This window comes from Corynebacterium sp. 1103A (assembly GCF_055700955.1).
Genome location: NZ_JASTTF010000010.1, coordinates 1 through 26,393 on the forward strand (window position 1 = coordinate 1; position 26,393 = coordinate 26,393).

A 26,393-nucleotide genomic window follows, 5' to 3' on the forward strand; every position below is an offset into this window, starting at 1 on the left:
CGATGGTCGCCTCATTGTGCACCGGCACAAGGCCAACCGCGGGCTACAGATACACCACGCTAGCGGACGCAACCCCAGCATCAAACAGGCGCTTAACCAGGTCAGGAAGGTTCGACCCGTGCTCAGGCTGGATAGTGGTCACAGGCGCGAACCTCCGGGGCGAGATTCCTTCAACACCCATCAGCCGCATCCTTTTGGCAACAGTCTTACGGTCAACGATAAACCCGTCATCGGCTAGCGCCACGGTGATCCGTGGTGAGCCATAGACTTCATCTGATTCATCCCAAATCTTCTTGATCTGCCTATCTAGGGCATCCAAGTAGTTCTGGCGTCTATCCTTGCCACAATCGCGTTTGTGCTGTGCCTGGGCCCATTTGTAGTAGCCGGAACGAGACACCTTCAAAAGCCTGGCCGTGCGGCTTGATGCTGTAATTTGCCTTCTCCTGCCGCATTAATTCGAATCGCTCTGCCGTCGTTGCTTCGCAGCGAAGAAGGCTGTTGCTTTTGGCAAGAACTCGTTATCTATCCGAGCCTCAGCCAACTCACGGCGCAGCCTGGCGTTCTCAGCACGCAGATCAGACTCGCTCATTCCATCGGCATCTCCCTGGCGTTCGCGCTCGTTTTTGACCCACCTGCCCAGTAAACCGGCGCCGACTCCGATTTCTTTAGCAACGTGAGCAATCGGCCGACCAGTCTCAATGACCAACCTGGCCGCCTCAGCCCGATACTCCGGGGTGTACTTACGGCGTGTTTGACTCATAATGAACATCCTCTCTGACGGACACAAGAGCCGTACTAATAGGGTGTCCACTACTCGAGGGTAACCTCAGCCGGTACTGGGCGGGTGCTCACCCAAGTTGCTGGTAGATTCCCGAATGCCGAACTGTTTGCCATCGAACCAGACGAAAAATTCTCCCAGCCATTCACTGAAATCGATGCCAACTTTTTCTCGGGCACTGTCGAGAAAGCTTTTACAGCAGAAGCCATCACGAATATAGATTTGATTTTCGTAACCTACGGATCATTACAGTACATATCAAGCTTGGGCGAGCTCATCGAGTCGCTAAAGAAAGTTCGCAGAATGATGACCCGTGGAGGAATTGTTGCGGTGGAGCTATTCGCCTCCGAGATAAATCGCGCCCCTGTGCAGCCCAGCCCTATGAGTTTGAAGCTAGGCGAAGAACCGCATACGATGAGTATGTCTTCCCTCCAATATCCACATGGAATAGTGGCAGTAACAACGCAAATTAAGCGCCAATCTGACGGAAAAACTGGAGTAATGAAAGAATGCGTTTTGCCTGTAACTTGTCAAGAAACAGTCGAAGCCCTTCATGCAGCTGGATTTTCATCTGTCCAGGTTAATCTCAAAGGCGCGTATCACCGATGTACAGTAAAAATATGTAGCCTTAATCCATAAACTCTATATTTAACTCTCTGAAAGGACTATTATGACGCGTTATTTCACAGCTTTGATAGCCTTTATGGCTGTATTGTCGATTGCTGGAATTATGTTTGAAGGAATTGACTCGAAGCAAGGTATTGCTATTACTGTCATCGTTTCTTTAGCTTCTGCTGCCGTAATCTATTGGCTATATCCGTTCTTCACTGATCGAGAAAAATAGTCAAACAATTTGTATTTTTAAAGGGTAATAGTGAAGGCAGTATGGAATATTGCAATGAGGGGCCAATACGGCTCATACTCAACCCTGCTAATTCTTGCGTTCACCGCCGGCATTATAACGGCCACATAGCCAGACTTAACAGGGCAAATCCTACAGATTCTGTCAGGTAACGAATGCGATGCAGCGCGCGCGTCCATTTTATTGCTGACTTGCGTTTTCTCTGTGAACTTGTTCTCTAGGTTCTAATATCTTTGCTGCAGGCGCATATCGGAGGGCGATGTGTCAAGCCCCGGGTTTTGTAGAGGGTGATTTACTTGTCGGTCAGGCCGCGCGGGCTTGAAGCATCTGCCATTCTTGATGAACCTCCCGCGGTGGGCGATGCCCCAGCGCGGAGTGCAGCCGGCGGTTGTTGTACCACCCGATCCACTTCGAGGTCTCCACGATCACATCGGTCAGCGCCGGCCAGGTCCGCCGGTCAATCAACTCGGCCTTAAACACTGAATTAAGAGCCTCGGCCATCGCATTGTCATAGGAGTCACCCCGGGATCCGACCGAGGCCACGACCTTCGACTCGGCCAATGCCTCGCCGTAGGTAATGGAGCGATACTGCACTCCGCGATCCGAGTGATGGATCAGCCCGGAGACGTCCTCACCAGCACGAAGACGCGCCGATAAGGCCATATCCAAGGCGTCGCGGGCCAGCGAAGCCCGCATGTGGTTCGTCACCTGCCAGCCGACGATCTCACGTGAGTAGGCGTCCAGCACGAACGCCGCGTACACCCACCCAGCCCGGGTGGGAATGTAGGTGATGTCGGCGACCCACAACATATTCGGCGCGGTCACGTAGAAGTCCCGGTCGACCAGGTCCACCGGGCACTGCTCGGCGTCCGCGCTGCGCGTCGACGGTTTTTCTTCCGTCGCCGGATCCCCACCAGCCCGGCGGCAGCCATGAGGCGTTCGACGGTGCAGCGGGCGACGTGCCCGAAGCTTCCTTCGCGGTTGATCTCCGCCCACAACTTGCGGGCACCGTAACAGGAATAGTTGTCGGTGAAGATGCGGCGCAGCGCGCGGGTGATTTGCGTGTCCCGAAGAGACCGGGCCGACGGCGGTCTGGATTTGTGGGCGTAATAGGTGCTCAGGGCAATCTTCGCGCTGGTGGTAGCTAGGACGCGGATGATGGGCTCGACCCCGAACTGGGCACGGTTGTCGTCGATGAATGTGACGATCATTTCTGTGGGCGGTCGAGCTCCGCCGCGAAAAAAGCCGAGGCCCTTTTGAGGATATCGTTGGCGCGTTTGGCTTCCGCGAGTTCGGCCCGCAGCCTGCGGTTTTCTGCTTCCAGGTCGACCGACTCGGCCGGTGTGCCGGCCCCGGTTTCCTTGTGCTTGCGGACCCAGACGCGCAGCGTTTCCTTACTCACGCCGAGCTCTGCGGCGATGCGGGTGAACGCGCCGCGGGCGGTGACGGAATCTGACTGGGCGTGGAGCACGAGTTCTATGGCGCGCTGTTTGAGCTCCGGGGTGTATTTGACGGGCATGTGAGAGTTTCCTTTTCCAATTTCCTACCCTCCATTAAACCCGGGGCGAACCAACCGCTAAGCCTAACGTGCCTGATCTGCGCCCGGACTTGGTTGAGCGTGAATTCAAAGCCCAGGGCCCAAACAAACTGTGGGTGGCTGACATTACGTATGTGCGCACGAAGAAAGGCTTTGTGTACGCCGCGTTTGTCACCGACGTCTACTCTCGACGGATCGTTGGGTGGGCGTTATCAGATTCCATGCGCACGGACCTGACCCCTTGGTGGTGGACACGCTGAAACCAGCATGTCGCTGGGGAAGTGAGGTATCTTTCCACCATGCCACGCAAGACCTACACCGAGCAGTTCAAGCGTGACGCAGTCTCGTTGTACGAGTCGACTCCCGGAGCAACGATCAACGCGATCGCCTCCGATCTCGGAGTCAACCGCAACTTTCTGCGCACCTGGCTCGACGCCTTCGGCACCGGCACCAAAACCAACGCCAACGGCGAGAAAGTCGCCAGCCCTGTCGCCGCCGCCAACAGCGCACGCACCCTGGCTGAAGGACTCTCCGATACCGAGCGCATCCGCGTGTTGGAACGCGAAAACGCCACACTCCGCGAGGAACGAGAAATCCTGCGCAAGGCGGCTAAATATTTCGCGGAAGAGACGAACTCGTGAACCGCTTTCAGTTCGTTGATGACCACCGAGGCTTCTACGAGGTCAAGCGGTTATGTGAGGTCCTGAAGATCAACCGGTCCTCGTATTACACATGGAAATTTGCTGCTCCTGCCCGCCGGCGACGCCTCGTCGCCGATGCGGTGCTGGGAGCTCAGATCACGGCCGTGTTCACGGCCGAGAATGGCTGTTACGGGGCGAAACGTGTGACTGCGACCATCAACTCCAGCGACGGCACCTTTGCCGGCGGCGTTGCTGTGCAGCGGGTCAATCACAAGCACGCTGCCAGGTTGATGCGGCAGATGGGTCTGTTCGGCTACACGAAAAAACGCCGGGTGAAAACCACCGTGTCTGCGAAACGGGTTCCGAAGTTCCCGGACCTGTTGAAACGCCGGTTCACCGCAGCCAAGCCGAACACGGTCTACGTCGGCGATATCACGTACCTGCCGATCGCGGACGGGTCGAATATGTACCTGGCCACCGTTATCGACTGCTATTCGCGGCAGTTGACCGGTGTCGCGATCGCCGACCACATGCGCACCGAGTTGGTCGAAGAAGCCCTCATGATGGCTCACGGGGTCCGAGGTAGCCTGAATGGGGCGATTTTTCACTCGGATCACGGCAGTGTTTATACCTCTGAGCAGTACCGGAGGTTATGTGAGCGGTTCGGTGTCACCCAGTCGATGGGTACGATCGGGACGAGCGCGGACAACTCGTTGGCGGAGTCGTTCAACGCCTCGTTGAAGCGGGAAATCCTGAAGGACGAGCCTGTTTTCGCCAGTCAGCTGGTGTGCCACCGGGATGTGTTCCAGTGGTGCATCCGGTACAACACCCAACGGCTGCACTCGTGGTGTGGCTACCGCTCGCCGAACGCCTTTGAAGCCGCCGAATCAGCTACACTTACTATCGCATCTTGATTAAATCCCCGTGTCCACTTTCCGGGGTTCGGGCCCGGGTTCACAAGACAGCTTTAGAAATATATTCTTTGCTGACTAGAGTCTAAACTCCCCGCTGAAGAAGGGAAACCATGCTCTATATAGTTCCTGGAATACTAGTTGGAATAGTTTTCTATCTTATTCTTACAGTAGTGAGCTGGTTCCTTGGAAATGTATGGCCAAAGAATCAGGGGCTGCGTGCACATAGTCGTCTTACCGTCCATTGCCTAGCTGCTATAACGTTTACTATTTTTCTTGTTGCTTCAGGCGGCGGTGGGAATTGGGCTACTCACTTGCAGATTAGCGGTTTCCTATTTGCTGGATGCATATTGAGCTTCATAACATCAATCCGAGACAATCGGGCCTAACCCCCGACGTGCCCACTTTCCGGGGTCAGGCCCGTGGTCTTCCACGCCGATCGTGGTAGCCAGTTCACCAGCGAACAACTGTGGCAGGTCTGTCAAGAACTAGGGATTGCACAATCGGTCGGCCGTACCGGTGTCTGCTTTGACAATGCGATGGCCGAGTCGTTCTGGTCGACATTGAAGACCGAATTTTACGATCGGAAGAAATGGCGAACCCGTGACGAAGCCCGGAAGGCGGTGGCTCGCTGGATTGAGATTGTCTACAACTGGCGCCGTCGCCACTCGTCCATCGGGATGGTAAGCCCCGTCGATTTCGAAGCCCAGCTCGCTGATCAAAATGGTAATAAGAAGGCCGCTGCTTAACCCCTAAGCAGCTTAACAACGTGTCCACGATTTGCGGGTAACCCCACAAGAAACTAGGGAGGTTTTCTTCACGTGAGATTCTATCTAACTGCCTAACGGCAGGGGAACCGTATATTACTTAGGGCATGTTCCACTTTCAACTAGATAAGACCGGCTTCACGCAGATCTTTCAGATGACGGTTAGCTTGCTCGCGGCGGTGGCCCCGCCGTCGCGGAAGTCCTTGCAATGGTCTTTCTGGCATCTGATGGCGGGGATGCTGCAGTCCGGATACCGGCAGCAACCGTCCCGGCCGTTGAGGAAGGCCTTGATATCCTCCGGGGGCTGGTAGTTCGGGCTGCGCTTCTCGGCCGCGGCCGCTATGTCGCGCCGGTGGTCGGGTTTTTCGGCCATGCGGTTGGCGGTGTCCGCGTCGACCCAGCCGTATCCGTCGATGAACCCGCCGCTGTCCGGGAGGTCTTGGGTCATGAACATGTTGAGGACGACGCGCGGCAAGCCGCACTTGCCCAGGACGAGGCCGGCCAGCGCTTTGGCCGGGCTGACGTTGTTGTTCTTGGCGACCTTCCGGATGGCCGCGTCCATGGCGGCGGTGGTTTCCGCGTCGTATTCCGCGACGATCTCGCCTCGGTTGGCGCCGACGGGCCCGGCGGAATAGTGCGGTGGGGGCGGCTCGTGGGAGGGTTGGGTAAGTTCCAGTTCCGCTGGGCGAGACGGTTGAGCTTCCGGCAGAGGTTCTCGTGGGAGGGCAGGGCCTGGGCGGGCTGGGTTGGGGTGAGGTAGCTGATAATTCCGGCGTCGATCCGCGCGAGCGAGTCCGGGGACGGGGCGGTGGCTAGCTTGTTGAGGACGGAATCAATGAGGGTGAGTTGCTTGAATTCGATGTGGTGAAGGGTTTCGACTAGTTGTTTCAATTCTGGCAAGGTGTCGAGCCGGTCCAGACTCTCGCAATAATCCCGGGCGCGCCCGAAAGAGAAGCTGGTTTTTAGGGCTAAGCGTTTGATGGCGAGCTCGTCATCTTCGCCGCGAGCAGAGCGGAGGTCTTGCCAGAGGTGATAGTAGTTGCGGCGGTAGGTGGTGCAGGCGGTAGCGGTCGGACAGTAGGGAGTGTTGACGGTGTAGTAGGGCTGCATTATTCCCCCGATGGTTAGTTAGCTAATCTGTTCTAACTAACTCACACGATATGCAACTGTCCGACATTGCGCTACCCTTTTCGAAGAAATATACGAATTATTTTCCGAATTCTTCCTGCAGGTGATCCACTAGGTCCTTCGCGGAGAAGGCGTCAATCCGGAAGAACTCGCCGTCCAGCGGGTAAACGTGGTTGTTTCGGACGGACTCGGTGTCGGCCAGCTGGGGATCCTTGCGGACCTTCTCATCGGCCGGCTTGCCGCCCAGGTTGAGAACGAAGGTGCTCTTGCCGTCCAGGGCGAGCGGGAGATTCTCAGTGTTTACGGCCTTGACGTCGCCGCGCTTGGAGCCCTGTGCGGAAGTGCCGACGAGATCCTGGTCCGGGGTGGCCACCTCAATTCCTAGGTCGCTGAAGATCTGGCCCTGGGCGGATTCTTCGGTGAAGAAGTTCATGCCGTCCTTGGTGGGGGAAACGATGTTGACGGGCTGCTCGATGTCCAGGTTGCCCTTGGTCTTCTCCGCGGCGGCGTCGTAGTCCCCGATGACCTCATCGGCCTTGTCTTCCAGCCCGGCGGCCTCGGCGACCTCCCGGGTAGTGTCCTGCCAGGACTGGTCGGAGTAGTCGATGACCTGGACCGGGACGATGTCCTTGAGTTGGTCGTAGATTTCGGCGCCGGAGTCATTGCCGACGTTAGACATGACCACCAAGTCTGGATCTTGGGCCAAGACGGCCTCGGCAGAGGCGGAGCCGATGGTGTAGATGGAGTCGATACCCTTCTGCTGGGCGACCTCGTCCCAGGCCAGTCCGAAGCCGGTGCCGTCGGCGAACATCGGGGCGTCCGGGTTGCCGCCGGCCGAGGCGACGACGGGAGCGTCGAGGGAGAGTAGGGCGCCGGTCAGGGTGACGGAGGCGGAGACGATCTTCTTGGGCTGGGAGTCGATGGTGAGATCGGTGTCCTGGCGGTCCTTGTCCTGCGTTTTGATGGTTCGCGGGAAGGCGCTGTCCGCAGCGCTGGAGGAACCAGCCTCCGAGTTCTCTGCGTTCCCTGTGTTCTCTGTGTTGTCGCTGCAGGCGACGAGGCCGAGCGAGAGGGCGGCGGTGGCGGACAGGGCGAGGATGCGTCGTGCGACGGTCAAGGGTACCTCCTAGGTAGTGGACTATTTCCTTGAAGGTTAGCCTATCCTATTTCGGTACGACCAAGGGTCCCCCACTTACGGGGTCAGTAGCAATCACCGCGTCGAGGCCGAAAACTTCGGCCAAAAGGTCCTCGGTGAGCACCTCGGCCGGGGTTCCTTGGGCAGCCAACTTTCCGTCCGAGCCGAGCAGAATCAGGCGATCGGACCAACGGGCCGCCAGATTCAGATCGTGGAGAACCATGATGGCGGTGCTGCCGCGGGCGTCGACTAGCTGCCGGATCAACCGCAGGACGTCGACGGACGTGGCCAGGTCGAGGTACGTGGTGGGCTCGTCGAGCAGCATCACGGGGGTATCCTGCGCGATGGTCATGGCAATCCAGGCGCGTTGCCGCTGCCCGCCGGAGAGCTGGTGGAGGGGCCGGTCCGTGAGTTCGCTCAGTCCGGTGGTGGTCACTGCGTCGGTGTAGACGGCGTCGTCGCCGGCGGACCAGCGCTGGTACCACGTTTGGTAGGGGTGCCTCCCGCGCGCGACCAGCTGACCGACCGTCAGTCCCTCCGGCGCCACGGGGGATTGCGGCAGCATACTCAGGTACCGGGCGCGCTCCCGTCGGTTCCAGCTGCCCAGATCGCGGTCATAAAACTCCAGCTTTCCGCTGTGCGGCAAGAGCCCGCACAGGGACTTGAGCAGGGTGGATTTGCCGCAGCCGTTCGGGCCGATGAGGCAGGTGATGCCGCCTTCTGGCAGGCGCAGGTTCAGGTCCGTGATCACGGGTTTGTTCCCGTAACCGACGCTGGCGTTGGCCAAAGAAAAGATATCCATCACACAGTTTCCTTTGCTCTCGTGCGCAGGACCAAGATAAACAGCAGGGGTGCGCCCAGGAAGGCGGTTATCACGCCCACCGGCAGCGGCCACGGCAACACTACGCGGGCGACGATGTCCGCCCACAGCAGCGCGGTAGAACCCACCGCCGCGGAGAAAAGCAGCGGCGGGGTGGGGGCGCGGGAGACCATTCGCGCCACGTGCGGGCTCACGAAAGCCAAAAAGCCGATCGGGCCCGCGGCCGCGACGGCGACGGCGGCTAGCACGACTGCTACCAGCAGCTGGATGAGCTGGGCTAGGCGGACGTTGTGCCCCAGGATATGGGCGGTGGCATCGCCGAGGCTCAGCGCGGCCAGCTGGAAAGTAAGCCAACCCGCGATCGCGACGGCAATGATAACTGCGGCCAGGGGAGCCCACGCGTGGTGCCAGTCCCGCCCGTTGAGGGAGCCGGCCATCCACATGCGGGCGCTGGCCGCGCGATCCAGCTGCGCGTAGGCCAGAAGCCAGGTGGTCAGCGAGGACAAAAACATCGACAGGCCCACGCCGACCAGCACGATCTGCACCATGCTGCGCCCCCGGCCGGCCAGAAATACCATGGCCACGGCGGTGAGAGCCGCGCCGAGGATGGCGGCTACCGGCGTCATGCCCCAGCCAAAGACGATGGCGACTACCGCGGCTAGCGATGCCCCGTTGGTCACCCCCAGGATATCCGGGCTGGCAAGCCCGTTGCGGGCGACGGACTGGGTGAGCGCGCCGGAGTAGGCCAGCGCTGCGCCGACCACCAGGGCAACGACGGCGCGCCCGAGCCGGAATTCCAGGATGACCGCGCGGTGGGCGGCCGAGCCGCCGCCGGTGAGGACTGCTAGCACGTCCGAGAAGGAAAGCGCTAAGTCGCCCTGCATGACGGAGACGACCACACCGAGGGCGGCCAGGATAATGAGGATCAACCAGCGGATCATAGGTTGCCCCCAATCTTGTTGCCGCGCACCAAGAGAATGAAGATCGGGACGCCCAGCAGTGCGAGGACAATGCCCATGGGCAGCTCCCCGGGGCGGGCGAGCAGGCGGCCCAGGATGTCGGCCACCAGGGCGCAGACGCCGCCCACGAGTCCGGACAGGGGGACAATAAAGCGGTAGTCCACGCCGGCTAGCCGACGGGTGATGTGCGGGGCGGCTAGGCCGATGAACGCCACTGGGCCGGCCGCCGCCACGGCCGCGCCGGTTAGGCCGGCGATGACGATGACGCCCCCGGCTTGGACCGCCGAGACGGGGACGCCCAGGGACTGCGCGGTGGCATCGCCGAGCAGCACCAGGTTGACCAGCGGGGAAAGCAGGATGGCCGCAACCAGGCTGACGATGCCGATGGGCGCAGTGACCTCCACTGTGCCGAAGTCGCGGCCAGCGACGGAGCCGGTGGCCCACTGCCGGATGGCGTCGAGCACCTCATCGTTCGTGAGGACTAGGGCGTTGACCAGCGCCATGAGGACGGCGGATAGGGCCATACCGGCGAGCACGAAGGTCAGGGGGCTACCGCGGGAATTTAGTGCGAAAAGCAGGCTGGTGACCAGGACCGCGCCCAGGATGGCGGGCCAGACGAGGGAATCCGTCACGCCGGTCGACACGGCCAGTGCCACCGCCGCGGCCGCCCCGGCGGTTACGCCCAGGATGCCGGGATCGGCCAGCGGGTTGCGGGTAAAGGCCTGGGTGAGCGCGCCTGCGGCGCCGAGGCAGGTGCCCGCGGTAAGGGCAAGCAAGGTACGCGGGAGCCGCTGGATGCCCAGGAGCATCTCGAATTCGTCCGCGGGCGTGCCGGGGTCGATAGCGTAGCGGACACCACCCGGGATAGCCTCCCACACTTGCGCAAAAGTGGTCGCCCGCGCGCCGACAAAAAGACTTGCCAGACACAGGGCGACCACGAGCGCTAGGCTCAAGGGTGCGACTAACCTAAATCTGAACACAGTTAGGTTAGTATACCCTATACGCCGATGTTGCCGTTATCCTTCCACACGACGACGACAGCCGGGCGCGGGGTGGAGTTTCCACCGTCCGGCCAGTGGGAGGAGGGCTCGTCGAAGGCGGCCTCGTCGTCCTCGCCCGGGTGCTGCACGTTGACCATGACGCGCTCGTCGGTGACGATGGGCCCGCAGGTCTCCGCCCCGGTCGGGACGGTGAGGAAGCACTTGAGCTCGCCGCGGGTCTCGCCTTCCGTGGTGACCGCGTACAGGCCGTCGTTGGACTCCAGGGCGTTGCCGTCGGTGGAAATCCACAGGTTGCCGTGGGAGTCGAAGGCCAGGTTGTCCGGGCAGGAAATCGGGGAGACCTTCTCCTTGTCGAAGCCGCCGAAGTAGGAGTCCGCGGTGGCAGGATCGCCACAGACCAGGAAGAGGTTCCAGGTGAACTTTTCCCCGGCGTGGTCGTCGGAGACCTCCATGACCATGCCGTTCTTGTTCTCCTTAACCGGGGCCCATTCCTTCGGGTCCTCCTGATTCTTCTCCGCGTCCTCGCCGGTGGCGCCGCGGTAGGAGTTGTTGGTCAGGGCGGCGTAGACCTTCCCGGTCTGCGGGTGGATGTCCACGTCCTCCGGGCGGTCCATCTTGGTCGCGCCCACTTTGTCGGCGGCCTCGCGGGTGAAGATGGCGACCTCTTCAGCGCTGAAGCCGTCCACGTGGGACTCGGCCTTGTCGCCGTCCACGGTCAACAGTTTGTTCCACACGCCGGTGCCGTCGAACTTGCCGTCCTCAGGCAGGACGCCGGAACCGTCGATCTCCTCCTCCGGAGAGTTGCCCTTTAGCTCGGCGACGTAGAGGGTGCCGTTGTCCAGGATGGTCATGTTGTGGCGGGTGTCGCCTTCCTTAATCTTGCGGGAGGAGACGAACTTGTAGATGTACTCGAAGCGGGCGTCGTCGCCGGAGTAGGTGACCACCGTGCCGTCTTTGGTCACGTGCACGTTGGCGGCCTCGTGCTTGAAGCGGCCTAGGGCGGAGTGCTTGATGGGGGTCGACTGCGGGTCGAGCGGGTCCAGCTCGATGACGTAGCCAAAGCGGTTCGGCTCGTTCGGGGTCTTGGAGATATCGAAGCGGTCGTCGAAGCGCTCCCACTTGCGCTGGGAGGGCTCGTCCTCGAAGCCGAAGCGATCCAGGGACTTCTGCGCGCGCTCGTCGTCGACCTTGGCGTTGGCGAAGTAGGCGTCGAAGTTCTCCTCGCCGGACAGGATGGTGCCCCACGGGGTAACGCCACCTGAGCAGTTGGCCATGGTGCCGGAGATGGTGGTGCCCTCCGGATCCTTGTCCGTCTTTACGTACTTAGACCCAGCCGCCGGGCCGGTCAGGCGGAAGGGCGTGGTCAGGGTGATGCGGCGGTTGAGCGGGCCGAACTCGCGCTTCAGGTTGCCGCCTTCGGCCTTGGAGACCTCCAGCACGGTCAGGCCGTGGTTGGCCCAGCCGATCTTCGCGTGCTCTTCGGTGGGGTTCTCGGCGTCGTAGTCGGGGAACATCTGCGGCTCGGTGGTGTATTCGTGGTTGCAGACGTAGACCAAACGCTCCGGGTCGTTGGGGTGGTCCACCAGGCCGGCGAAGTCATTGTTGAAGCCGAACTGCTTCTCCGCGTCCTGGGAGGTCTGGTTGTGGACGTCGAATTCCGGCGCGCCCTCGATGACCGGATCGCCCCAGGCGATGAGCACGGACTGCTGGTAGCCCTCTGGTACGACGACCTCGTCCTTGGTGTTGGGCTCGACCGGCTCAAATTTCATGCCTTCGGCGGAGGTCAGCTCCACCTCAGCCTCCGTGGTGGTAGTAGAAGAAACGCCGCCGGCGTTATCTTCTGGGGCCGAGCACGCTGACAGGGCGGCGCTGCCGCCGACGGCGACAACACCCAGGCCGCCGGCGCGCAGCGCGGTGCGGCGGCTGAACTGATCGCCGAAGTACGGGTTGGTGGTGGGGTTGTCCGCCTCGCCGAAGCAGGCGTTGCCGCACTTGTAGGTGCAGGTCAGGCTGGAACGGGAGGAGGTGAACAAGGAACTGAGAAGGTTGCGGCCCTTTAGTGCCATGGGTGAATGCTCCAAATTCGATTACAGAGAGTCATGGAAAGTTGCGCCTAGAACTTAGTTCAGTGAGGTAACTAAGGAGTGAGGTTCACGTTGCTAGTGGACGACGTTTTCATGAAGTGCGGGTTAACACCGCGGCTGATGGCATGCGGTATCCTGTTGGGCGTGAGCGAGCAAAAGAAGAATGAGACCCCAGACATCCCGGAGCAGCTACGGATCCGCCGCGATAAGCGCGCCCGCCTGCTCGCTGACGGCACCGAGGCTTACCCGGTGTCGGTAGCCCGAACCACCTCCCTGGCCGACTTGCGTGCCAAGTACCGCGTGCTGGCTGAGGACGAGGCCGCCGGTTCGGAAGAAGGCGTGACCTACCTGGCGGTAGGGGAGGAGACCGAGGACGTAGTCTCCATCGCCGGGCGCCTTATCTTTATGCGCAACACCGGCAAGCTGTGCTTTGCCACGCTGCAGGACGGCGATGGCACCCAGGTACAGGCCATGCTCTCCCAGGCCGAGGTGGGCAAGGAGCGCCTCGACGCCTGGAAGCAGGACGTCGATCTGGGCGACTTCATCTCCGTGACCGGCCGGGTTATCTCTTCCCGTCGCGGCGAGCTGTCCGTGATGGCCACCGAGTGGACCATGGCCTCGAAGTCCCTGCGCCCGCTGCCGGTCTCCTTCGCCGACATGGCCGAGGACACCCGCGTGCGCCAGCGCTACAATGACCTCATCGTGCGCAAGGAGGCGCGCGACAACGCCATGATCCGCATCAAGGTCGTCCGTGCCCTGCGCAACTACCTGGAGTCCCAGGGCTTCAACGAGATCGAGACCCCGATGCTGCAGACCCTGCACGGGGGCGCGGCGGCACGCCCGTTCGTGACCCACTCCAACGCGCTGGACATCGACCTTTACCTGCGCATTGCGCCCGAGCTGTTCCTGAAGCGCGCCGTGGTCGGCGGCATTGATCGCGTCTTCGAGATTAACCGCAACTTCCGCAACGAGGGTATCGACAAGTCCCACTCGCCGGAGTTCGCCATGCTCGAGACCTACGCGGCCTGGGGCGACTACAACGACTGCGCCCGCACCACCCGGGAGTCCATCCAGGCGGTGGCCCAGGAGGTCTTCGGCTCGCAGAAGGTCACCCTGGCAGACGGCACCGAGTACGACTTCGGTGGCGAGGAATGGCCGGAGATTGAGATGTACCCCTCGCTGAACGAGGCGCTGGCGCGGAAGTTCCCGGGCCAGCCGGAGGTAACCATCGACTCCTCCGTGGAAGAGCTCAAGGGTATCGCCGACGTTATCGGCCTCGAGGTCGGCACCGGCTGGGGCCACGGCAAGCTGGTGGAGGAAATCTGGGAGGTGCTCTGCGAGGACCAGCTCGAGGGCCCGATCTTCGTCAAGAACTTCCCTGTGGAGACCTCCCCGCTGACCCGTTCGCACCGCTCCCAGCCCGGGGTCACCGAAAAATGGGACCTCTACGTGCGCGGCTTCGAGCTGGCCACCGGTTACTCCGAACTCATCGACCCGGTCATCCAGCGCGAGCGCTTCGAGGATCAGGCCCGGCTGGCCGCCGGCGGCGACGAGGAGGCCATGGTTCTGGATGAGGACTTCCTCGCTGCGATGGAGCAGGGCATGCCGCCGACAGCCGGCACCGGCATGGGCATCGACCGCCTGCTGATGGCCCTGACCGGCCTGGGCATTCGCGAGACGGTTTTGTTCCCCATCGTCAAGCCTGAGCAAAGCTAAAGGCCTTTTGCGCAGAGCAGTGAAATGCGGCTAAAATCTCTGGTCTGCGTTTTTATTTTAGCTTTTTCTAAGGGGGGCCTCAGGTGAAAGATGCCGCATTGAGCCGGGAAGTTGTCAACAACCTGGTGGTATTGGTGCTCGCCGCCACCATCATGATTCTGAACGAGACATCCCTATCCGTCGCCCTGCCGTCCATCATGGCGGACTTTTCCATCCCGGCTACTTCCGCTCAGTGGCTGACCACGGGCTTCATGCTGACCATGGGCGTGGTCATCCCGACCACCGGCTTCCTGCTGGAGAGGCTGACCACCCGGCAGATCTTCGGAATCGCCACCGGGCTCTTCCTAGTCGGCACCGTCGTGGCCGCGCTCGCGCCCGTCTTCGCCATCCTGTTGCTCGGGCGCGTCATCCAAGCCGCGGGCACGGCGCTCATCCTGCCGACGCTGATGACGGTCGCGATGACCCTGGTCCCGCCGCAGCGCCGCGGCACCGTCATGGGGGTCATCTCCGTGGTCATCGCGGTGGCGCCCGCGCTTGGCCCCACGGTCGGCGGCGCCATCCTGAACACCTCCAGCTGGCACTTCATCTTCTGGTGCATGGTACCGCTGCTGGTGCTGGTCCTGGCCGCGGGTATCAAGCTGCTGGCCAACGTGGGTGACCACCGTGACACCCCGTTGGACGTGCCCTCCGTTATCCTTTCCGCCCTGGCCTTCGGCGGCTTGGTCTACGCGCTGTCCTCCATGGAAAAAGCCGTGGAGGGCGCTGCCACTCTGCCGCTTATAGTCGGGATCGTGGGCGTCGTCGCGCTGGTGGTCTTCGTGCGACGGCAAAACCGCCTGGCCCGCGAGAACCGCGCGCTGCTGGATTTTAGCCCGTTCAAGGTGCGAAACTACACCCTGGCCGTGGCCGTGATGCTGTTGTCCTTCGGCCTGATGCTGGGCTCGGTCACGGTCCTGCCCATCTACCTGCAGTCCGCGCTGGGGGTGTCCGCCCTGGTCACCGGCCTGGTGGTCATGCCGGGCGGACTGCTGCAGGGCGTGATTTCTCCGTTCGTCGGGCGCATTTTCGATGCCCGCGGGCCGCGCCCGCTGCTCATCCCCGGATCCATCATGTTCGCCGCCGGCGTCTGGCTGATGACCCTTCTGGGCCAAGACAGTAAGATCTGGATGGTGGTGGGCATGCACGTGCTCTTCGCCGTGGGCATGGGTATGATGATGACTCCGCTGATGACCACCGCGCTGGCCTCCCTGCCCAACGAGTACTACGGGCATGGGTCGGCCATCATGAACACGCTGCAGCAGCTGGCCGGCGCCACGGGCACGGCCTTCCTGGTGGTCTTTCTGACCCGCGGCACCCAAGCCGGCCAAGACGCCGGGCTGGACGTGGCAGCCGCTACGTCCCAGGGGGCTTCCTGGGCGTTCCTTTTCGCTGGCGTGGTTTCCCTCGCCGTGGTGGCCTTGGCCCCTCTGCTTAAGCCAGTGCGCGGGGCGAAGGCTTAAAGCAGTCTGACGGCGCTAAGGACATTTTCGGCAGAAATGAGGCACATCGGTACCCCCACTCCGGGAATGGTCGTGGCCCCGGCATAAAACAGGTTGTCAATCTTTTTGGACTTCGTGCGCCCCCGAAAGAAGGCCGACTGGAACAAGGTGTGTGCGGGACCGATAGCCCCGGCGGAGAGCGAATGGTAGCGGCTGACAAAGTCGGCGGGGCCGATGGTGTGCTGGGTCAGGAGGCGGCCGTGCAGATCCGGGATCTCCGCCCACTCGGCCAGCTGCTGGAGGGCCCGGCTAGCGATTCCGGCTACCTTCGCCGATTCCTCCCCGTAGGCGCTGCCATGGCCGAGGGCGGCATCGGCGGCGGTGGGCACCAAGATGAAGAGGTTTTCGCACCCTTCCGGGGCCACGGAAGCATCGCTGGCCGAGGTCTTGCAGACGTAGATGGAATTCGATGCGCCACCTTCTCGGAAGACGGAGTCGAAGTCCGGGTCCCAGTCGCGGCTGAACAGCAGGTTGTGGTGGGCCAGTTCGGGGAGCTGCCCGCGCACGCCGGCCAGAACGAGCACGGTCGAAAGCCCCGGGTCGCGGCGGGCGAAGAACCTATCGGAAAAGGTCCGTTGGTGGGCGGGCACCAGGTGGGTCTCCGTGTGGTGGAGGTCGGCGGCGGAGACCACCAGGTCCGCCGGCAGCGTGCCGCGGTTCGTGGTGACGGTTGTTGCGTGCGTGCCGTGCGTGACGATGGCGGTGGCCTCGGTCTCCCACTGGAAGCGCACGCCGAGTTTGGTGGCGATGGCCAGGAGTGCGTCGATGATCGCGGCGAAACCGCCCTGCGGGTAGCGCACGCCCTGGGTGAGATCGGCGTGGCCCATCAGGGAGTACAGCGCCGGGGCGGCGGCCGGCTCGGTGGACAGGAATACCGCCGGGTAGGTCAGCACCTGGCGCAGCAGGGGATCGGTAAAGCGCGAGCCGACGTAGCTTTCCAAGGATTGGCCAAGAAGTGCGGCCAGGCGCGGCAGGCGGCGCAGGATATCGGGGTGCGTCAGATCGAGCGGGTTACTGAACGTGGTGTAGAGGAAGTGCTTGAGCGCCACCTGGTAGGTGTCGCTGGCGGTGGCCAGGTAGTCGTTAAGGCGCCCGCCCTGCCCAGGCGAGCGTTGGTCGAAAAATTCGACCACGGAGTCATCGATGTCGGCAGCGCGGCCGGCTTCGTTGAAAAGCCGGTAGACGGGGCTAAGCTTGGTGAGCTCGAAGAAGTCGCTGGTTCGGTAGCCCAGTCGGTCGAAGAAACGGTCGAAGGCCTCGGGCATCAGGTACCAGGACGGTCCGGTATCCCACTGGAAGCCGGAGTCGGCGAATCTTCCTGCCCGGCCGCCCGGCTCCGCGAGGCGGTCGACTACGGTCACCTGAAAGCCTGCGTCTTGCAGGAGGCAGGCGGTGGCCAGGCCGGCCACGCCGGCGCCGATAACAAGGCAGTTGCTCATGCTTTCCTCCAGAGGCTAGCGGCCAGGATCTGGGCCTTGCGGGGCGCGGGCACGCGGATCCGGCGCGAGCGCAGCTCGTCGACGCTCGCGCTTTCGATGCGCTCGTTCAGCTCCGCGAACAGCCCCGTCGCGGCGAGAACTCCTCTCCGCGCGCCGGGCGGCAAGAGCAAGGCGGCGCGGCGCGCGCGGGCGAGCTCGGTGCGGATCTCCGCGCACCACTGCCGCTTGGTGTCCGCGTCCAGTTGCCGGAGGTAGTCCCGCCCCAGCCAGTCGGTGTCCTCGGCCAGATCCCGGAGGAAGTTGACCTTCTGGAACGCCGAACCCAAGGACTGTGCCCCGTCGGCCAAGGTGGCTTTGTCTTTTTCGCTGGGGTTATGGCCGACCAGGAAGATGTCCAGGCATATCAGGCCGATGACCTCCGCCGAGCCGTGGATATAGCTTTGCAGGCTCGCCGCGTCATGCGGGGCGGGGTCGAGGTCCCTACGCATGGAGGCAAAGAAGGCGCGGAGGTGGTCCTCGCTGATCTGGCAGCGGCGTTGCGTGTGCGCCCACGCGTGGAGGACGGGGTCGGTGTGGAAGGTGGCATCGGCAGCGTGGACGACCTGTTCCTCGTAGCCGTCTAGCAGGGCGCGGATGTCCGGGCTGTGCGCCTCCGCCGCTGCGCCGTCGACGATCTCGTCAGCAATGCGCACCACCGCGTAGAGGGCCTGGATATCGCGCCGGATCTGGGCGGTAAAGAGCCGGGTACTCCACGAGAAACTGGTGGAGTAGTAGCTGATAATGCGGCCCGCGGATTGGCTGGCAGCGGCGTGGTAGTGCTGGAGCGCCGAGCGGTGGGAGATGTTCACTACGCCTTTCAGAGTTGGGCTTTTCCCTAAAGTCTAGTGCGGGCTAATCCACCCCGCTAAATTCCGCTGTTCGCTACCGGCGTACAGCCCTTTGACCTGTGTGAAGGGCGTAAATTGAGACGGTGTTGTGAAAAGTGAGAATGGAGGCTGTGGAAAGCGCGTTAGAGTGGATAGAGAATTTAGGAGAAACCACAAGGGGTAGATAGCAGATGTTCGAAAGGTTTACTGACCGTGCCCGCCGCGTCATTGTCTTGGCGCAGGAAGAGGCACGCATGCTCAACCACAACTATATCGGCACCGAGCACATCCTTTTGGGCCTTATCCACGAGGGTGAAGGCGTAGCCGCCAAGGCGCTGGAGTCCATGGGGATTTCCCTGGAGGACGTGCGTCGCGAGGTCGAGGAGATCATCGGCCAGGGCACCCAGCCGCACACCGGGCACATCCCGTTTACCCCGCGCGCGAAGAAGGTCCTGGAGCTGTCCCTGCGTGAGGGGCTGCAGATGGGACACAAGTACATCGGTACTGAGTTTCTGCTGCTGGGCCTTATCCGCGAAGGCGACGGCGTCGCCGCGCAGGTGCTGACCAAGCTGGGCGCGGATCTGCCGCGCGTGCGTCAGCAGGTTATCCAGCTGCTGTCCGGTTACGAGGGCAACAACCAGGAAAACGACAACAGCAACAAGGGCGGCGGCCCCGTGGGCGCTGGTGCCGGCGGGCGCGGTTCCCAGGGTAGCTCCGGGGAACGCTCCAACTCCCTGGTGCTGGACCAGTTCGGCCGCAACCTGACCCAGGCTGCCAAGGACGGCAAGCTGGATCCGGTCGTGGGCCGCGAGTCCGAGGTCGAGCGCATCATGCAGGTGCTTTCGCGTCGCACCAAGAACAACCCGGTGCTCATCGGTGAGCCCGGCGTTGGTAAAACCGCCGTCGTCGAGGGCCTGGCCCTGGACATTGTCAACGGCAAGGTCCCGGAGACCCTGAAGGACAAGCAGGTCTACTCCCTGGACCTGGGTTCGCTGATCGCCGGTTCCCGCTACCGCGGCGACTTCGAGGAGCGCCTGAAGAAGGTGCTCAAGGAGATCAACCAGCGCGGTGACATCATCCTGTTCATCGATGAGATTCACACTCTGGTCGGCGCCGGCGCCGCCGAGGGCGCTATCGATGCCGCCTCGCTGCTCAAGCCGAAGCTGGCCCGCGGCGAGCTGCAGACCATCGGTGCGACCACGCTGGAGGAGTACCGCAAGCACATCGAGAAGGATGCGGCGCTGGAGCGCCGTTTCCAGTCGGTGAAGGTGGAAGAGCCCTCCCTGGACGACACCATCAAGATTCTGAAGGGCCTGCGCGACAAGTACGAGGCGCACCACCGCGTTTCCTACACCGACGACGCCCTGAAGGCTGCCGCATCCCTGTCGGATCGCTACATCAACGACCGCTTCCTGCCGGATAAGGCGGTGGATCTGCTGGACGAGGCTGGTGCCCGCATGCGTATCAAGCGCATGACCGCTCCGGATTCCGTCCGCGAGGTCGACGACCGGATCGCCGAGGTCCGCCAGGAGAAGGAAGCGGCCATCGACGCCCAGGACTTCGAGAAGGCCGCCGGCCTGCGCGACAAGGAGCGCCAGCTGGGCGAGGAGCGCGCCGAGAAGGAAAAGCAGTGGCGCAACGGCGAGCTGGAGGACATCGCCGAGGTCGACGAGGACCAGATCGCCGAGGTGCTGGCGCACTGGACCGGCATCCCGGTCCTCAAGCTCACGGAGAAGGAGTCCTCGCGGCTGCTACACATGGAAGAGGAGCTTCACAAGCGGATCATCGGCCAGGACGAGGCCGTCAAGGCCGTCTCCCGTGCCATCCGCCGCACCCGCGCGGGCCTGAAGGACCCGCGCCGGCCTTCCGGTTCCTTCATCTTCGCCGGCCCGTCAGGCGTGGGCAAGACGGAGCTGTCGAAGTCGCTGGCTAACTTCCTCTTCGGTTCGGACGATGACCTCATCCAGATCGACATGAGTGAGTTCCACGACCGCTTCACCGCCTCCCGTCTGTTCGGTGCCCCTCCGGGGTACGTCGGCTACGAGGAGGGCGGCCAGCTCACGGAGAAAGTCCGCCGTAAGCCGTTCAGCGTCGTTCTCTTCGACGAGATCGAGAAGGCCCACAAGGAGATTTACAACACCTTGCTGCAGGTTCTCGAGGACGGCCGCCTGACCGACGGCCAGGGCCGCGTGGTGGACTTCAAGAACACCGTGCTGATCTTCACCTCGAACTTGGGCACCCAGGACATCTCCAAGGCCGTGGGCCTGGGCTTTACCGCCGACGCCGCCTCGGATCAAGACGCGCAGTACGAGCGGATGAAGACCAAGGTTAACGACGAGCTGAAGAAGCACTTCCGCCCGGAGTTTTTGAACCGTATCGACGAGGTCGTGGTCTTCCACCAGCTCAACGAAGAGCAGATCATGGAAATGGTCGACCTGCTCATCGGTCGCGTGTCCAAGTCCCTGCAGGAGCGCGACATGGACATCGAGCTGACCGAGAAGGCCAAGCGCCTGCTGGCCAAGCGGGGTTTCGACCCGGTGTTGGGTGCGCGCCCGCTGCGCCGCACCATCCAGCGCGAGATCGAGGATCAGCTCTCGGAGAAGATCCTCTTCGGCGAGATCGGGGCTGGCGAAATCATCAGCGTCGACGTGGAGAACTGGGACGGCGAGTCCAAGGACAACTCCCAGGCCACATTCACCTTCAGCCCGCGCCCGAAGCCGCTGCCGGAGGGCACCTTCGAGCAGGAGCTGGACGAGGACGAGGTCCGCGAGAACGAGGAGCCGGAGCAGATCACCGCGGATACCCTGCCGGAGACCCCAGAGGTCTCCGAGGACTACGGCGACGAGGACGGCCCTGCCGGAGCCGGCCAGCCGATGTAATCAGTCACTGAAGTGAGAAAGCAGCCTCCTGCGGGAGGCTGCTTTTTTCGTGCCTTCATATCGCTTCCTTGAAGTGAGTTAGAATCACTGGCATGGGATTGCAATACCGTTCACGCAAGAAGACCGGCAAGAACAGCTGGATCAACTTCTCCGGCCGCGGGGCCTCGGCCTCGACCAAGATTGGCCCGGTGACGTTCAACTCCCGCGGCGGGTTCTGGGTGAACCTGCCGGGCGGGTTCAACTGGCGGGGACGCTGGCGCTAAAGTGACCCCGCCGCCGTACGAAAAGCACCGCCGCATGGGCGTCGAGGCCGACGTGGTCTTGCGCCTGGGAATGTTGCTCATGGGGGCGGGCACGTCGGGCTACCGTGTGCTGCGCGGGATGAAGCGCGCGGCGCGGGCGCTCGGCTTCGACCGGCTGGATGCCACGGTCGGGCTCACGCAGATCACCTGTACCTTCCACCGGGGCGAGATTTTCCGCACGGTCATTTCCCGGCAGCACTCGCCGGCGGTGGATGCCTCCCGGATTGAGGCCATCGAGGACCTGACCCGGCACCACCTGCATTTCGGGATTACGGCCGAGGAGCTATCCGAAAAGCTCGACCAGATCGAGCACAACGTGCGCAAGCGCTGGAACGGGTGGGTGCTTTCCGCCGCCGCGGCCGTGGCGTGCGCGGCTTTTGCGCTGCTGAATTTCTTTCCCTTGGCCGCGGTAGGGATCGTCGCCTTGGCCGCTTTCAGCGGCCAATTCGTGCGCCATTTCGTGCTGAGCAACCACGTCCACCAGATTGGCGGCATCGTCGCCGGCGGGGCGACGGCCAGCTTGGTCTTCTTCCTTGTTACCGAGTTCGTCGGCGCCTTGGGACTGGCCGACCCAGGCGATTTTTCCTCCGGCTACGTGGCGGCGGTGCTCTTTTTGATCCCGGGCTTTCCGTTGTTCTCCGCGCTGATTGATATCGCGCGCTTCGACTTCGACGCCGGTATGGTGCGCTTGGCTTATGCTTTCACCGTTATTTTCGCCGCCACCTTCACCGTGGCCATGGTCAGCTGGCTTACTGACCTGAACCCGGCCCCGCCGGTGCCGGCTACCGATGCCACCTGGTACACCATGGCTGTTTTGGCCAGCTTTTTCGGCATCGCTGGCTTCGCCTTCTTGTTTAATTCCTCCCGCCGGATGATTCTGGTAGCCGCGGTGGTGGGCACCGTGGCGAATGCGGCGCGGCTTTTCCTGCTGCACCTGGAGACCACGGGGTATTTCGCGGCGTTTTGCGGCGGGCTGGTCATCGGCCTGCTGGGTGCGCTGGCCTCCCGGAAAGCGCGGCTGCCGCGGATTACCACGACGGTGCCAGCCGCGGTCATCATGATCCCCGGGGTGACCATGTTCCGGGTGGTCTACTACCTCAACGAGGGGCAGATGGAGCAGGCCCTGGCCAACCTGGCCACCAGCATGATGGTGGTCGCCTCCATCGGGGCCGGCCTGGTCTTGGCCCGGCTATTCACGGACCCGGACTGGGCGCTGACCCGGCTGATCGACTTTTCCGTCCGGGCCTAGCGCGGCAGGTGGAACAGGCCTAGCTCGTCTTGTTCTGCGAGCCCGTCGGCCAAAAGCGAGGCCAGCGCCCGGGCGCGCTGCGGGGCGTCCGGCCAGACGACGTCGATGTCGGCCTGGGGGACGGGGGCGTCGGCAGCGCGCAGTACGTCCATGATTTTGCCGCGCACCTGCCGGTCGGTGCCGGCGAATTTCTGGACCCGCTTCTTGGCCTTGCTCAGCTCCTCCGCGCTGGGGCTGGGGCAGCCGGCCGCCTGCCAGGCGCAGGTAGCTTTTAACGGGCAGGCGGGGCAGTCCGGGGACTTGGCGCGGCAGACTAGCGCGCCTAGTTCCATCAAGGCCACGGAGACGGTGGGGCCATTATCTTTCGGCAGGAGCTCGGCGACTTGGTCCAGCTCCCTCTTCGACGGGTTGGGGGCTAGGAAATTGCCGTTCTCGGCGCGCTCAACCACGCGACGGACGTTGGTGTCTACCACCGGGACGTTGTGGCCGTAGTGGAAGCAGGCTACCGCGCGGGCGGTGTAGTCGCCGATTCCCGGAAGGCCCAGTAGGTCGTCGACGTCGTCGGGGACCTCGCCGGCAAAGTCGTCGCGAACCACCTGCGCGCACTCCCACAGGCGCAGCGCGCGGCGCGGGTAGCCCAGCTTGCCCCAGGCGCGCAGGACCTCGTCCCGGCTGGCGGCGGCGAAGTCGGTAGGGGTGGGCCAGCGGCGCATCCACTCCTGCCAGACCGGCGCGACTCGGGCCACGGGGGTCTGCTGGCTCATGACCTCGCTGACCAACACGCCCCACGCGGTCGTCGACGTCGCCCGCCAGGGCAGGGGCCGGCGGGCGTGGGCGAACCAATCGAGCAAAGCACCAGTATCCATATCTGTGCAGGAGTCTAGTAGGCGCCGCGCGCAGGACTATAATTTGAGCCATGCCACTGAAAGATAAAAAGCAAAGCCCTCGGGAAGTCTGGGAGACCCTCCAAGCCGGCAACGCACGCTTCCGCGACAACTCTCCGCTGCACCCGCACAATGACGAGGAACGGCGCGCCGGCCTGCGCGACGGGCAGGATCCCCGCGTGGTGGTCCTGTCGTGCTCGGATTCCCGCGCGCCTGTGGAGATCCTCTTCGACCTGGGGCTGGGGGATGCTTTCGTCATCCGCACCGCCGGGCACATCCTGGATACCGCGGTGAAGGGCTCGCTGGAATACGCCCTGGAAAACCTGAACTGCAACCTGGTGGTCATCTTGGGCCACCAGTCCTGCGGCGCGGTGGCCGCCACCGCTTCTGTGGTGGATCAGCAAGCCGAACTGCCCGCTGGCTTCCAGCGCGCGATCATTGAAAAGGTCGCCCTGTCGACGCTGAAGTCCAAGCGCGCCGGCAGCTTGAGCACCGACGACTACGAGCGCCAGCACGTGCGCGAGACCGTCGACCAGCTAGTGGCCAGCATCTCGGTCCTGGAGCGCAAGGTCGAGGAGGGCACCGTCGGCGTCGTCGGCGCCCGCTACCTGCTGGAGGATTCCACGGTCGAGACCCTGGTGACTCACGGGCTGGACTGAGCTGCGAGACCGCTGGTCATTTGAAGACACGCCCCACCAGCTGCCAGCCGTCGCCGCTGCTGAGGCAATAAACTATAAGCCGTGACTAACCGTAACCCCCAGCAGAAGCGCCCCCTACCCAACGAGATCTACCAGCGCCGCCGCGTCGCGGCGTTGGTCATCATCGTCGTGGTCGTCGTTCTGCTGGTCTGGGTGCTGAGCATGGTCGGCGGCTCCGGCAACGACGAGGCGACCGAGCCGGCCGCCGAGACCACCTCGGAGTCGACGCCGGCGGCGGAGACGGAAACCACCGCGGTGGAGTCAGAAACTGAGTCCGAATCTCAGTCGGAGACTGAGTCCGAGACCGAATCCGAGTCTGCCCGCGAAAGCGAAGACGCGGAAGCGAGCACGGAGCCGGTGGCCGCTGATGCGAAGGACACCTGTCAGCTGGCTGATCTGAAGATCACCGCGAGCAGCGACAAGGCCACCTACGGCGAGGGCGAGCTGCCCACCTTCTACATGACGGTGGAAAATCCCACCAAGGCCGACTGCCAGATCAACCTTGACGATCAGGAGCTGCGTTTCGAGGTCTACAACCTGGGCACCAACCAGCGGATGTGGGCGGACACGGACTGCTACCCGTCGGTGCAGGAAGGTGAACAGGCCTTCGAGTCCGGCAAGAAGCGCCACTTCCAGGCGACCTGGTCGCGGCAGACCTCCGCCCCGGAGCAGTGCAACGACCGCTCCGCCGTGGAGCCGGGCGGCTACTACCTCCACGCCGTCATTGGCGACAACCCGTCGGCGGCCTACACCTTCAACCTGTCCTAGGGGCTGACCAGCTCGATGGCCTCCCGCAGCGTCTGCGCCTGGCGCACCTGCAGGGTGGTCTCCAGGTTCTTCGTGGCCGGGACGATGGCGGCCTCGTAGCCCAGCCGGGCGGCCTCACTCAGCCGGCGCGCCAGGTTGGGCACCGGGCGCAGCTCGCCCGCCAGGCCGACCTCGCCGATGACGACGGTGCGCGGCGGCAGCGGCTGCTCGTGCAGGGAGGACCACGTGGCCAGCGCGACCGCCAAATCCGTGGCGGTCTCCGAGATACGCACGCCGCCGACCGTGGCGACGTAGGCGTCCTTATCATTGGTGCGCTGGCCGGCCCGGGCCTGCAGGACCGCCAGCACCATCGGCACCCGGTTGGTATCCAGGCCGGTGACCACGCGGCGCGGGTTCTTGGCCACCGGGTCCACGGTCAGGGCCTGGACCTCGGCCAGGATGGGGCGCACGCCGTCCATGGCCACGGTCACCGCGGAACCGTCCGGGGTGGTCCCGCGGTGGGAGAGGAAGAGCCCGGACGGGTCGGCTACCTCGCGGATGCCGGTGGCGGTCTGCTCGAAGCAGCCGACCTCATCCGTGGCGCCGAAGCGGTTCTTCATGCCGCGCAGCATTCGCAGGCTGGACTGCTTGTCGCCCTCGAAGTTCAGGACCACGTCGACCAAGTGCTCCAGCACCCGCGGGCCGGCCACGTTGCCGTCCTTGGTGACGTGGCCGACCACCAGGATGGGGATGCCCGTCGATTTGGCGAGGGTGGTCAGCGCCGCGGTCACGGCCCGGGACTGGGCCACGCCGCCGGCCACGCCCTCCACGCCGGGCGCCTGCATGGTCTGCACCGAGTCCACGATGATGAGCGAGGGCTGGGTCTGTTTGACGTGCCCGAAGACGACGTCCAGGTTGGACTCGGCCGCCAAGTACAGGGTGTCCTGGAGCGCGCCGGTGCGCTCAGCGCGGGCGCGGACCTGGCCTGCGGACTCCTCCGCGGTGACGTAAAGCGCGGTGCGGTCCTGCTGGGTCCAGCGGGAGGCGACCTCCAGCAGCAGCGTGGATTTGCCCACGCCGGGCTCGCCCGCCATGAGCACGACGGAGCCGGGGACGATGCCGGTGCCAAGCACCCGGTCCAGCTCCGAGATGCCGGTTTTTTGCGTGCGGGTGGCCGAGGCGGTGATTTTGGTCATCGGCTGCGCCGGGCTGGACGGGGTCAGGCCCTGCGGCGCGCTGGTGGTCGCGGCCGCCGAGCTGGCCGGCGTGGATTCCTGGAACGTACCCCACGACCCGCACTCCGGGCAGCGTCCCAGCCACTTCGGGGAGACGTAGTTGCACTCCGTACAGGTATGGATGGGACGCTGCTTCTTTGCCATGCCCCTAGCTTAAAACACGCCCCGGACATTACCGCAGATACAACAAATCCCCCGGCCGTAGCCAGGGGAGATG

At 63.2% G+C, this 26,393-nt stretch carries 25 protein-coding genes, 2 pseudogenes and 1 other annotated feature; of the genes and pseudogenes, 12 read left to right on the forward strand and 15 right to left on the reverse strand.

What is annotated here, in order from left to right; translation table 11 throughout:
* Nucleotides 1-43 precede the first annotated feature (43 nt).
* Both QQS52_RS07985 and QQS52_RS07990 read right to left on the reverse strand, forming a co-directional pair.
* Nucleotides 44-397: an IS3 family transposase gene (locus tag QQS52_RS07985; protein WP_472773365.1), complete on the reverse strand. Its 354-nt coding sequence runs from the start codon at nt 395-397 to the stop codon at nt 44-46.
* A 54-nt stretch (nt 398-451) separates the two neighbouring features.
* Entirely contained in the window at nt 452-760 is a 309-nt protein-coding gene (locus QQS52_RS07990) for a transposase (RefSeq protein ID WP_472773366.1), read from the reverse strand.
* A gap of 84 nt (nt 761-844) precedes the next feature.
* Here QQS52_RS07990 and QQS52_RS07995 point away from each other — a divergent pair, with 84 nt between their 5' ends.
* Nucleotides 845-1,417 carry a hypothetical protein gene (locus tag QQS52_RS07995; protein WP_472773367.1) on the forward strand — a complete coding sequence of 191 codons (573 nt, stop codon included), beginning with the start codon at nt 845-847 and terminating at the stop codon, nt 1,415-1,417.
* Nucleotides 1,418-1,448: 31 nt separating this feature from the next.
* Nucleotides 1,449-1,622 carry a hypothetical protein gene (locus QQS52_RS08000; RefSeq protein WP_472773368.1) on the forward strand — a complete coding sequence of 58 codons (174 nt, stop codon included), beginning with the start codon at nt 1,449-1,451 and terminating at the stop codon, nt 1,620-1,622.
* Between the two features lie 321 nt (nt 1,623-1,943).
* Here the strand turns inward: QQS52_RS08000 and QQS52_RS08005 are convergent, their stop codons facing one another.
* The 3 genes from QQS52_RS08005 to QQS52_RS08015 form a co-directional block, all read right to left on the reverse strand.
* Nucleotides 1,944-2,492 (reverse strand): IS3 family transposase, encoded by a 549-nt coding sequence (locus QQS52_RS08005; protein ID WP_472773369.1) that lies wholly within the window; start codon nt 2,490-2,492, stop codon nt 1,944-1,946.
* A complete protein-coding gene (locus QQS52_RS08010; RefSeq protein ID WP_472773370.1) occupies nt 2,462-2,851 on the reverse strand; it encodes an IS3 family transposase in 390 nt (129 codons plus the stop codon). Before QQS52_RS08010 ends, QQS52_RS08005 begins: the two co-directional genes overlap by 31 nt.
* Nucleotides 2,759-2,887 (reverse strand) — a sequence feature (AL1L pseudoknot). It overlaps the preceding gene by 93 nt.
* Nucleotides 2,848-3,159 (reverse strand): transposase, encoded by a 312-nt coding sequence (locus QQS52_RS08015; protein ID WP_472773371.1) that lies wholly within the window; start codon nt 3,157-3,159, stop codon nt 2,848-2,850. (Overlaps the previous feature by 40 nt.) The genes QQS52_RS08010 and QQS52_RS08015 overlap by 4 nt, the downstream gene beginning before the upstream one ends.
* 53 nt (nt 3,160-3,212) lie before the next feature.
* Here QQS52_RS08015 and QQS52_RS08020 point away from each other — a divergent pair.
* The 3 genes and pseudogenes from QQS52_RS08020 to QQS52_RS08030 form a co-directional block, all read left to right on the forward strand.
* A pseudogene (locus QQS52_RS08020) lies at nt 3,213-3,413 on the forward strand (DDE-type integrase/transposase/recombinase); the annotation flags it as partial.
* Nucleotides 3,414-3,476: 63 nt separating this feature from the next.
* Nucleotides 3,477-4,732 (forward strand): IS3 family transposase gene (locus tag QQS52_RS08025; protein WP_472773372.1). Its coding sequence is split into 2 segments (ribosomal slippage): nt 3,477-3,804 and nt 3,804-4,732, totalling 1,257 coding nucleotides; the frame shifts between segments, so codons are not numbered across the junction.
* Nucleotides 4,733-5,151: 419 nt separating this feature from the next.
* Nucleotides 5,152-5,478, forward strand: a pseudogene (locus QQS52_RS08030) (transposase); the annotation flags it as partial.
* 169 nt (nt 5,479-5,647) lie between these two features.
* On the opposite strand, the gene QQS52_RS08035 reads toward QQS52_RS08030, so the two are convergent.
* The 6 genes from QQS52_RS08035 to QQS52_RS08060 form a co-directional block, all read right to left on the reverse strand.
* A complete protein-coding gene (locus tag QQS52_RS08035) occupies nt 5,648-6,058 on the reverse strand; it encodes an HNH endonuclease signature motif containing protein (RefSeq protein ID WP_472773373.1) in 411 nt (136 codons plus the stop codon).
* A 645-nt stretch (nt 6,059-6,703) separates the two neighbouring features.
* On the reverse strand, nt 6,704-7,741 hold the full coding sequence (gene fepB, locus QQS52_RS08040) for a Fe2+-enterobactin ABC transporter substrate-binding protein (protein WP_472773374.1): 1,038 nt from the start codon (nt 7,739-7,741) through the stop codon (nt 6,704-6,706).
* Nucleotides 7,742-7,787: 46 nt separating this feature from the next.
* A complete protein-coding gene (locus QQS52_RS08045; RefSeq protein WP_472773375.1) occupies nt 7,788-8,561 on the reverse strand; it encodes an ABC transporter ATP-binding protein in 774 nt (257 codons plus the stop codon).
* Nucleotides 8,561-9,520 carry a FecCD family ABC transporter permease gene (locus QQS52_RS08050; protein WP_472773376.1) on the reverse strand — a complete coding sequence of 320 codons (960 nt, stop codon included), beginning with the start codon at nt 9,518-9,520 and terminating at the stop codon, nt 8,561-8,563. The genes QQS52_RS08045 and QQS52_RS08050 overlap by 1 nt, the downstream gene beginning before the upstream one ends.
* On the reverse strand, nt 9,517-10,518 hold the full coding sequence (locus QQS52_RS08055; RefSeq protein ID WP_472773377.1) for a FecCD family ABC transporter permease: 1,002 nt from the start codon (nt 10,516-10,518) through the stop codon (nt 9,517-9,519). The genes QQS52_RS08050 and QQS52_RS08055 overlap by 4 nt, the downstream gene beginning before the upstream one ends.
* A gap of 17 nt (nt 10,519-10,535) precedes the next feature.
* On the reverse strand, nt 10,536-12,605 hold the full coding sequence (locus QQS52_RS08060) for a PhoX family protein (protein ID WP_472773378.1): 2,070 nt from the start codon (nt 12,603-12,605) through the stop codon (nt 10,536-10,538).
* 162 nt (nt 12,606-12,767) lie between these two features.
* Between QQS52_RS08060 and lysS the strand changes: the two genes are divergently transcribed.
* Both lysS and QQS52_RS08070 read left to right on the forward strand, forming a co-directional pair.
* Entirely contained in the window at nt 12,768-14,339 is a 1,572-nt protein-coding gene (gene lysS / locus QQS52_RS08065) for a lysine--tRNA ligase (protein WP_472773379.1), read from the forward strand.
* 83 nt (nt 14,340-14,422) lie between these two features.
* Nucleotides 14,423-15,838 carry an MDR family MFS transporter gene (locus QQS52_RS08070; RefSeq protein ID WP_472773380.1) on the forward strand — a complete coding sequence of 472 codons (1,416 nt, stop codon included), beginning with the start codon at nt 14,423-14,425 and terminating at the stop codon, nt 15,836-15,838.
* Here QQS52_RS08070 and crtI read toward each other — a convergent pair.
* Nucleotides 15,835-17,316 carry a phytoene desaturase family protein gene (gene crtI / locus QQS52_RS08075; RefSeq protein ID WP_472773381.1) on the reverse strand — a complete coding sequence of 494 codons (1,482 nt, stop codon included), beginning with the start codon at nt 17,314-17,316 and terminating at the stop codon, nt 15,835-15,837. The genes QQS52_RS08070 and crtI overlap by 4 nt on opposite strands.
* Nucleotides 17,313-18,164 carry a phytoene/squalene synthase family protein gene (locus QQS52_RS08080; protein WP_472773382.1) on the reverse strand — a complete coding sequence of 284 codons (852 nt, stop codon included), beginning with the start codon at nt 18,162-18,164 and terminating at the stop codon, nt 17,313-17,315. The genes crtI and QQS52_RS08080 overlap by 4 nt, the downstream gene beginning before the upstream one ends.
* Nucleotides 18,165-18,373: 209 nt before the next feature.
* On the opposite strand from QQS52_RS08080, the gene QQS52_RS08085 reads away from it, so the two are divergent.
* The 3 genes from QQS52_RS08085 (at nt 18,374) to QQS52_RS08095 (ending at nt 22,612) form a co-directional block, all read left to right on the forward strand.
* Entirely contained in the window at nt 18,374-21,061 is a 2,688-nt protein-coding gene (locus tag QQS52_RS08085; RefSeq protein ID WP_472773383.1) for an ATP-dependent Clp protease ATP-binding subunit, read from the forward strand.
* A gap of 92 nt (nt 21,062-21,153) precedes the next feature.
* A complete protein-coding gene (locus tag QQS52_RS08090) occupies nt 21,154-21,324 on the forward strand; it encodes a DUF4236 domain-containing protein (protein WP_472773384.1) in 171 nt (56 codons plus the stop codon).
* Between the two features lie 34 nt (nt 21,325-21,358).
* Nucleotides 21,359-22,612: a threonine/serine exporter family protein gene (locus QQS52_RS08095; protein ID WP_472773436.1), complete on the forward strand. Its 1,254-nt coding sequence runs from the start codon at nt 21,359-21,361 to the stop codon at nt 22,610-22,612.
* Here the strand turns inward: QQS52_RS08095 and QQS52_RS08100 are convergent.
* Entirely contained in the window at nt 22,609-23,478 is an 870-nt protein-coding gene (locus tag QQS52_RS08100) for an HhH-GPD family protein (RefSeq protein WP_472773385.1), read from the reverse strand. The two genes, QQS52_RS08095 and QQS52_RS08100, sit on opposite strands and share 4 nt — an antisense overlap.
* Before the next feature lie 50 nt (nt 23,479-23,528).
* On the opposite strand from QQS52_RS08100, the gene QQS52_RS08105 reads away from it, so the two are divergent.
* Both QQS52_RS08105 and QQS52_RS08110 read left to right on the forward strand, forming a co-directional pair.
* Nucleotides 23,529-24,155 (forward strand): carbonic anhydrase, encoded by a 627-nt coding sequence (locus QQS52_RS08105; RefSeq protein ID WP_472773386.1) that lies wholly within the window; start codon nt 23,529-23,531, stop codon nt 24,153-24,155.
* Between the two features lie 81 nt (nt 24,156-24,236).
* The gene (locus tag QQS52_RS08110) at nt 24,237-24,962 is read left to right on the forward strand and encodes a hypothetical protein (RefSeq protein ID WP_472773387.1); all 726 of its coding nucleotides are present in this window, start codon (nt 24,237-24,239) and stop codon (nt 24,960-24,962) included.
* Here QQS52_RS08110 and radA read toward each other — a convergent pair.
* Complete coding sequence (gene radA, locus QQS52_RS08115; RefSeq protein WP_472773388.1) at nt 24,959-26,320, reverse strand: DNA repair protein RadA; 1,362 nt, start codon at nt 26,318-26,320, stop codon at nt 24,959-24,961. The two genes, QQS52_RS08110 and radA, sit on opposite strands and share 4 nt — an antisense overlap.
* Between the last annotated feature and the right edge of the window lie 73 nt (nt 26,321-26,393).

What these genes read in the sequence shown, in the direction of transcription:
- crtI (WP_472773381.1), bottom strand. Translation starts at nt 17,316, where the DNA reads ATGAGCAACTGCCTTGTTATCGGCGCCGGCGTGGCCGGCCTGGCCACC.
- QQS52_RS08045 (WP_472773375.1), bottom strand. Translation starts at nt 8,561, where the DNA reads ATGGATATCTTTTCTTTGGCCAACGCCAGCGTCGGTTACGGGAACAAA.
- QQS52_RS08000 (WP_472773368.1), top strand. Translation starts at nt 1,449, where the DNA reads ATGACGCGTTATTTCACAGCTTTGATAGCCTTTATGGCTGTATTGTCG.
- QQS52_RS08060 (WP_472773378.1), bottom strand. Translation starts at nt 12,605, where the DNA reads ATGGCACTAAAGGGCCGCAACCTTCTCAGTTCCTTGTTCACCTCCTCC.
- QQS52_RS08085 (WP_472773383.1), top strand. Translation starts at nt 18,374, where the DNA reads ATGTTCGAAAGGTTTACTGACCGTGCCCGCCGCGTCATTGTCTTGGCG.
- radA (WP_472773388.1), bottom strand. Translation starts at nt 26,320, where the DNA reads ATGGCAAAGAAGCAGCGTCCCATCCATACCTGTACGGAGTGCAACTAC.
- QQS52_RS08090 (WP_472773384.1), top strand. Translation starts at nt 21,154, where the DNA reads ATGGGATTGCAATACCGTTCACGCAAGAAGACCGGCAAGAACAGCTGG.
- QQS52_RS08015 (WP_472773371.1), bottom strand. Translation starts at nt 3,159, where the DNA reads ATGCCCGTCAAATACACCCCGGAGCTCAAACAGCGCGCCATAGAACTC.
- QQS52_RS08050 (WP_472773376.1), bottom strand. Translation starts at nt 9,520, where the DNA reads ATGATCCGCTGGTTGATCCTCATTATCCTGGCCGCCCTCGGTGTGGTC.
- QQS52_RS08010 (WP_472773370.1), bottom strand. Translation starts at nt 2,851, where the DNA reads ATGATCGTCACATTCATCGACGACAACCGTGCCCAGTTCGGGGTCGAG.
- QQS52_RS08105 (WP_472773386.1), top strand. Translation starts at nt 23,529, where the DNA reads ATGCCACTGAAAGATAAAAAGCAAAGCCCTCGGGAAGTCTGGGAGACC.
- QQS52_RS08035 (WP_472773373.1), bottom strand. Translation starts at nt 6,058, where the DNA reads ATGGACGCGGCCATCCGGAAGGTCGCCAAGAACAACAACGTCAGCCCG.
- QQS52_RS08100 (WP_472773385.1), bottom strand. Translation starts at nt 23,478, where the DNA reads ATGGATACTGGTGCTTTGCTCGATTGGTTCGCCCACGCCCGCCGGCCC.
- QQS52_RS08095 (WP_472773436.1), top strand. Translation starts at nt 21,359, where the DNA reads ATGGGCGTCGAGGCCGACGTGGTCTTGCGCCTGGGAATGTTGCTCATG.
- QQS52_RS07990 (WP_472773366.1), bottom strand. Translation starts at nt 760, where the DNA reads ATGAGTCAAACACGCCGTAAGTACACCCCGGAGTATCGGGCTGAGGCG.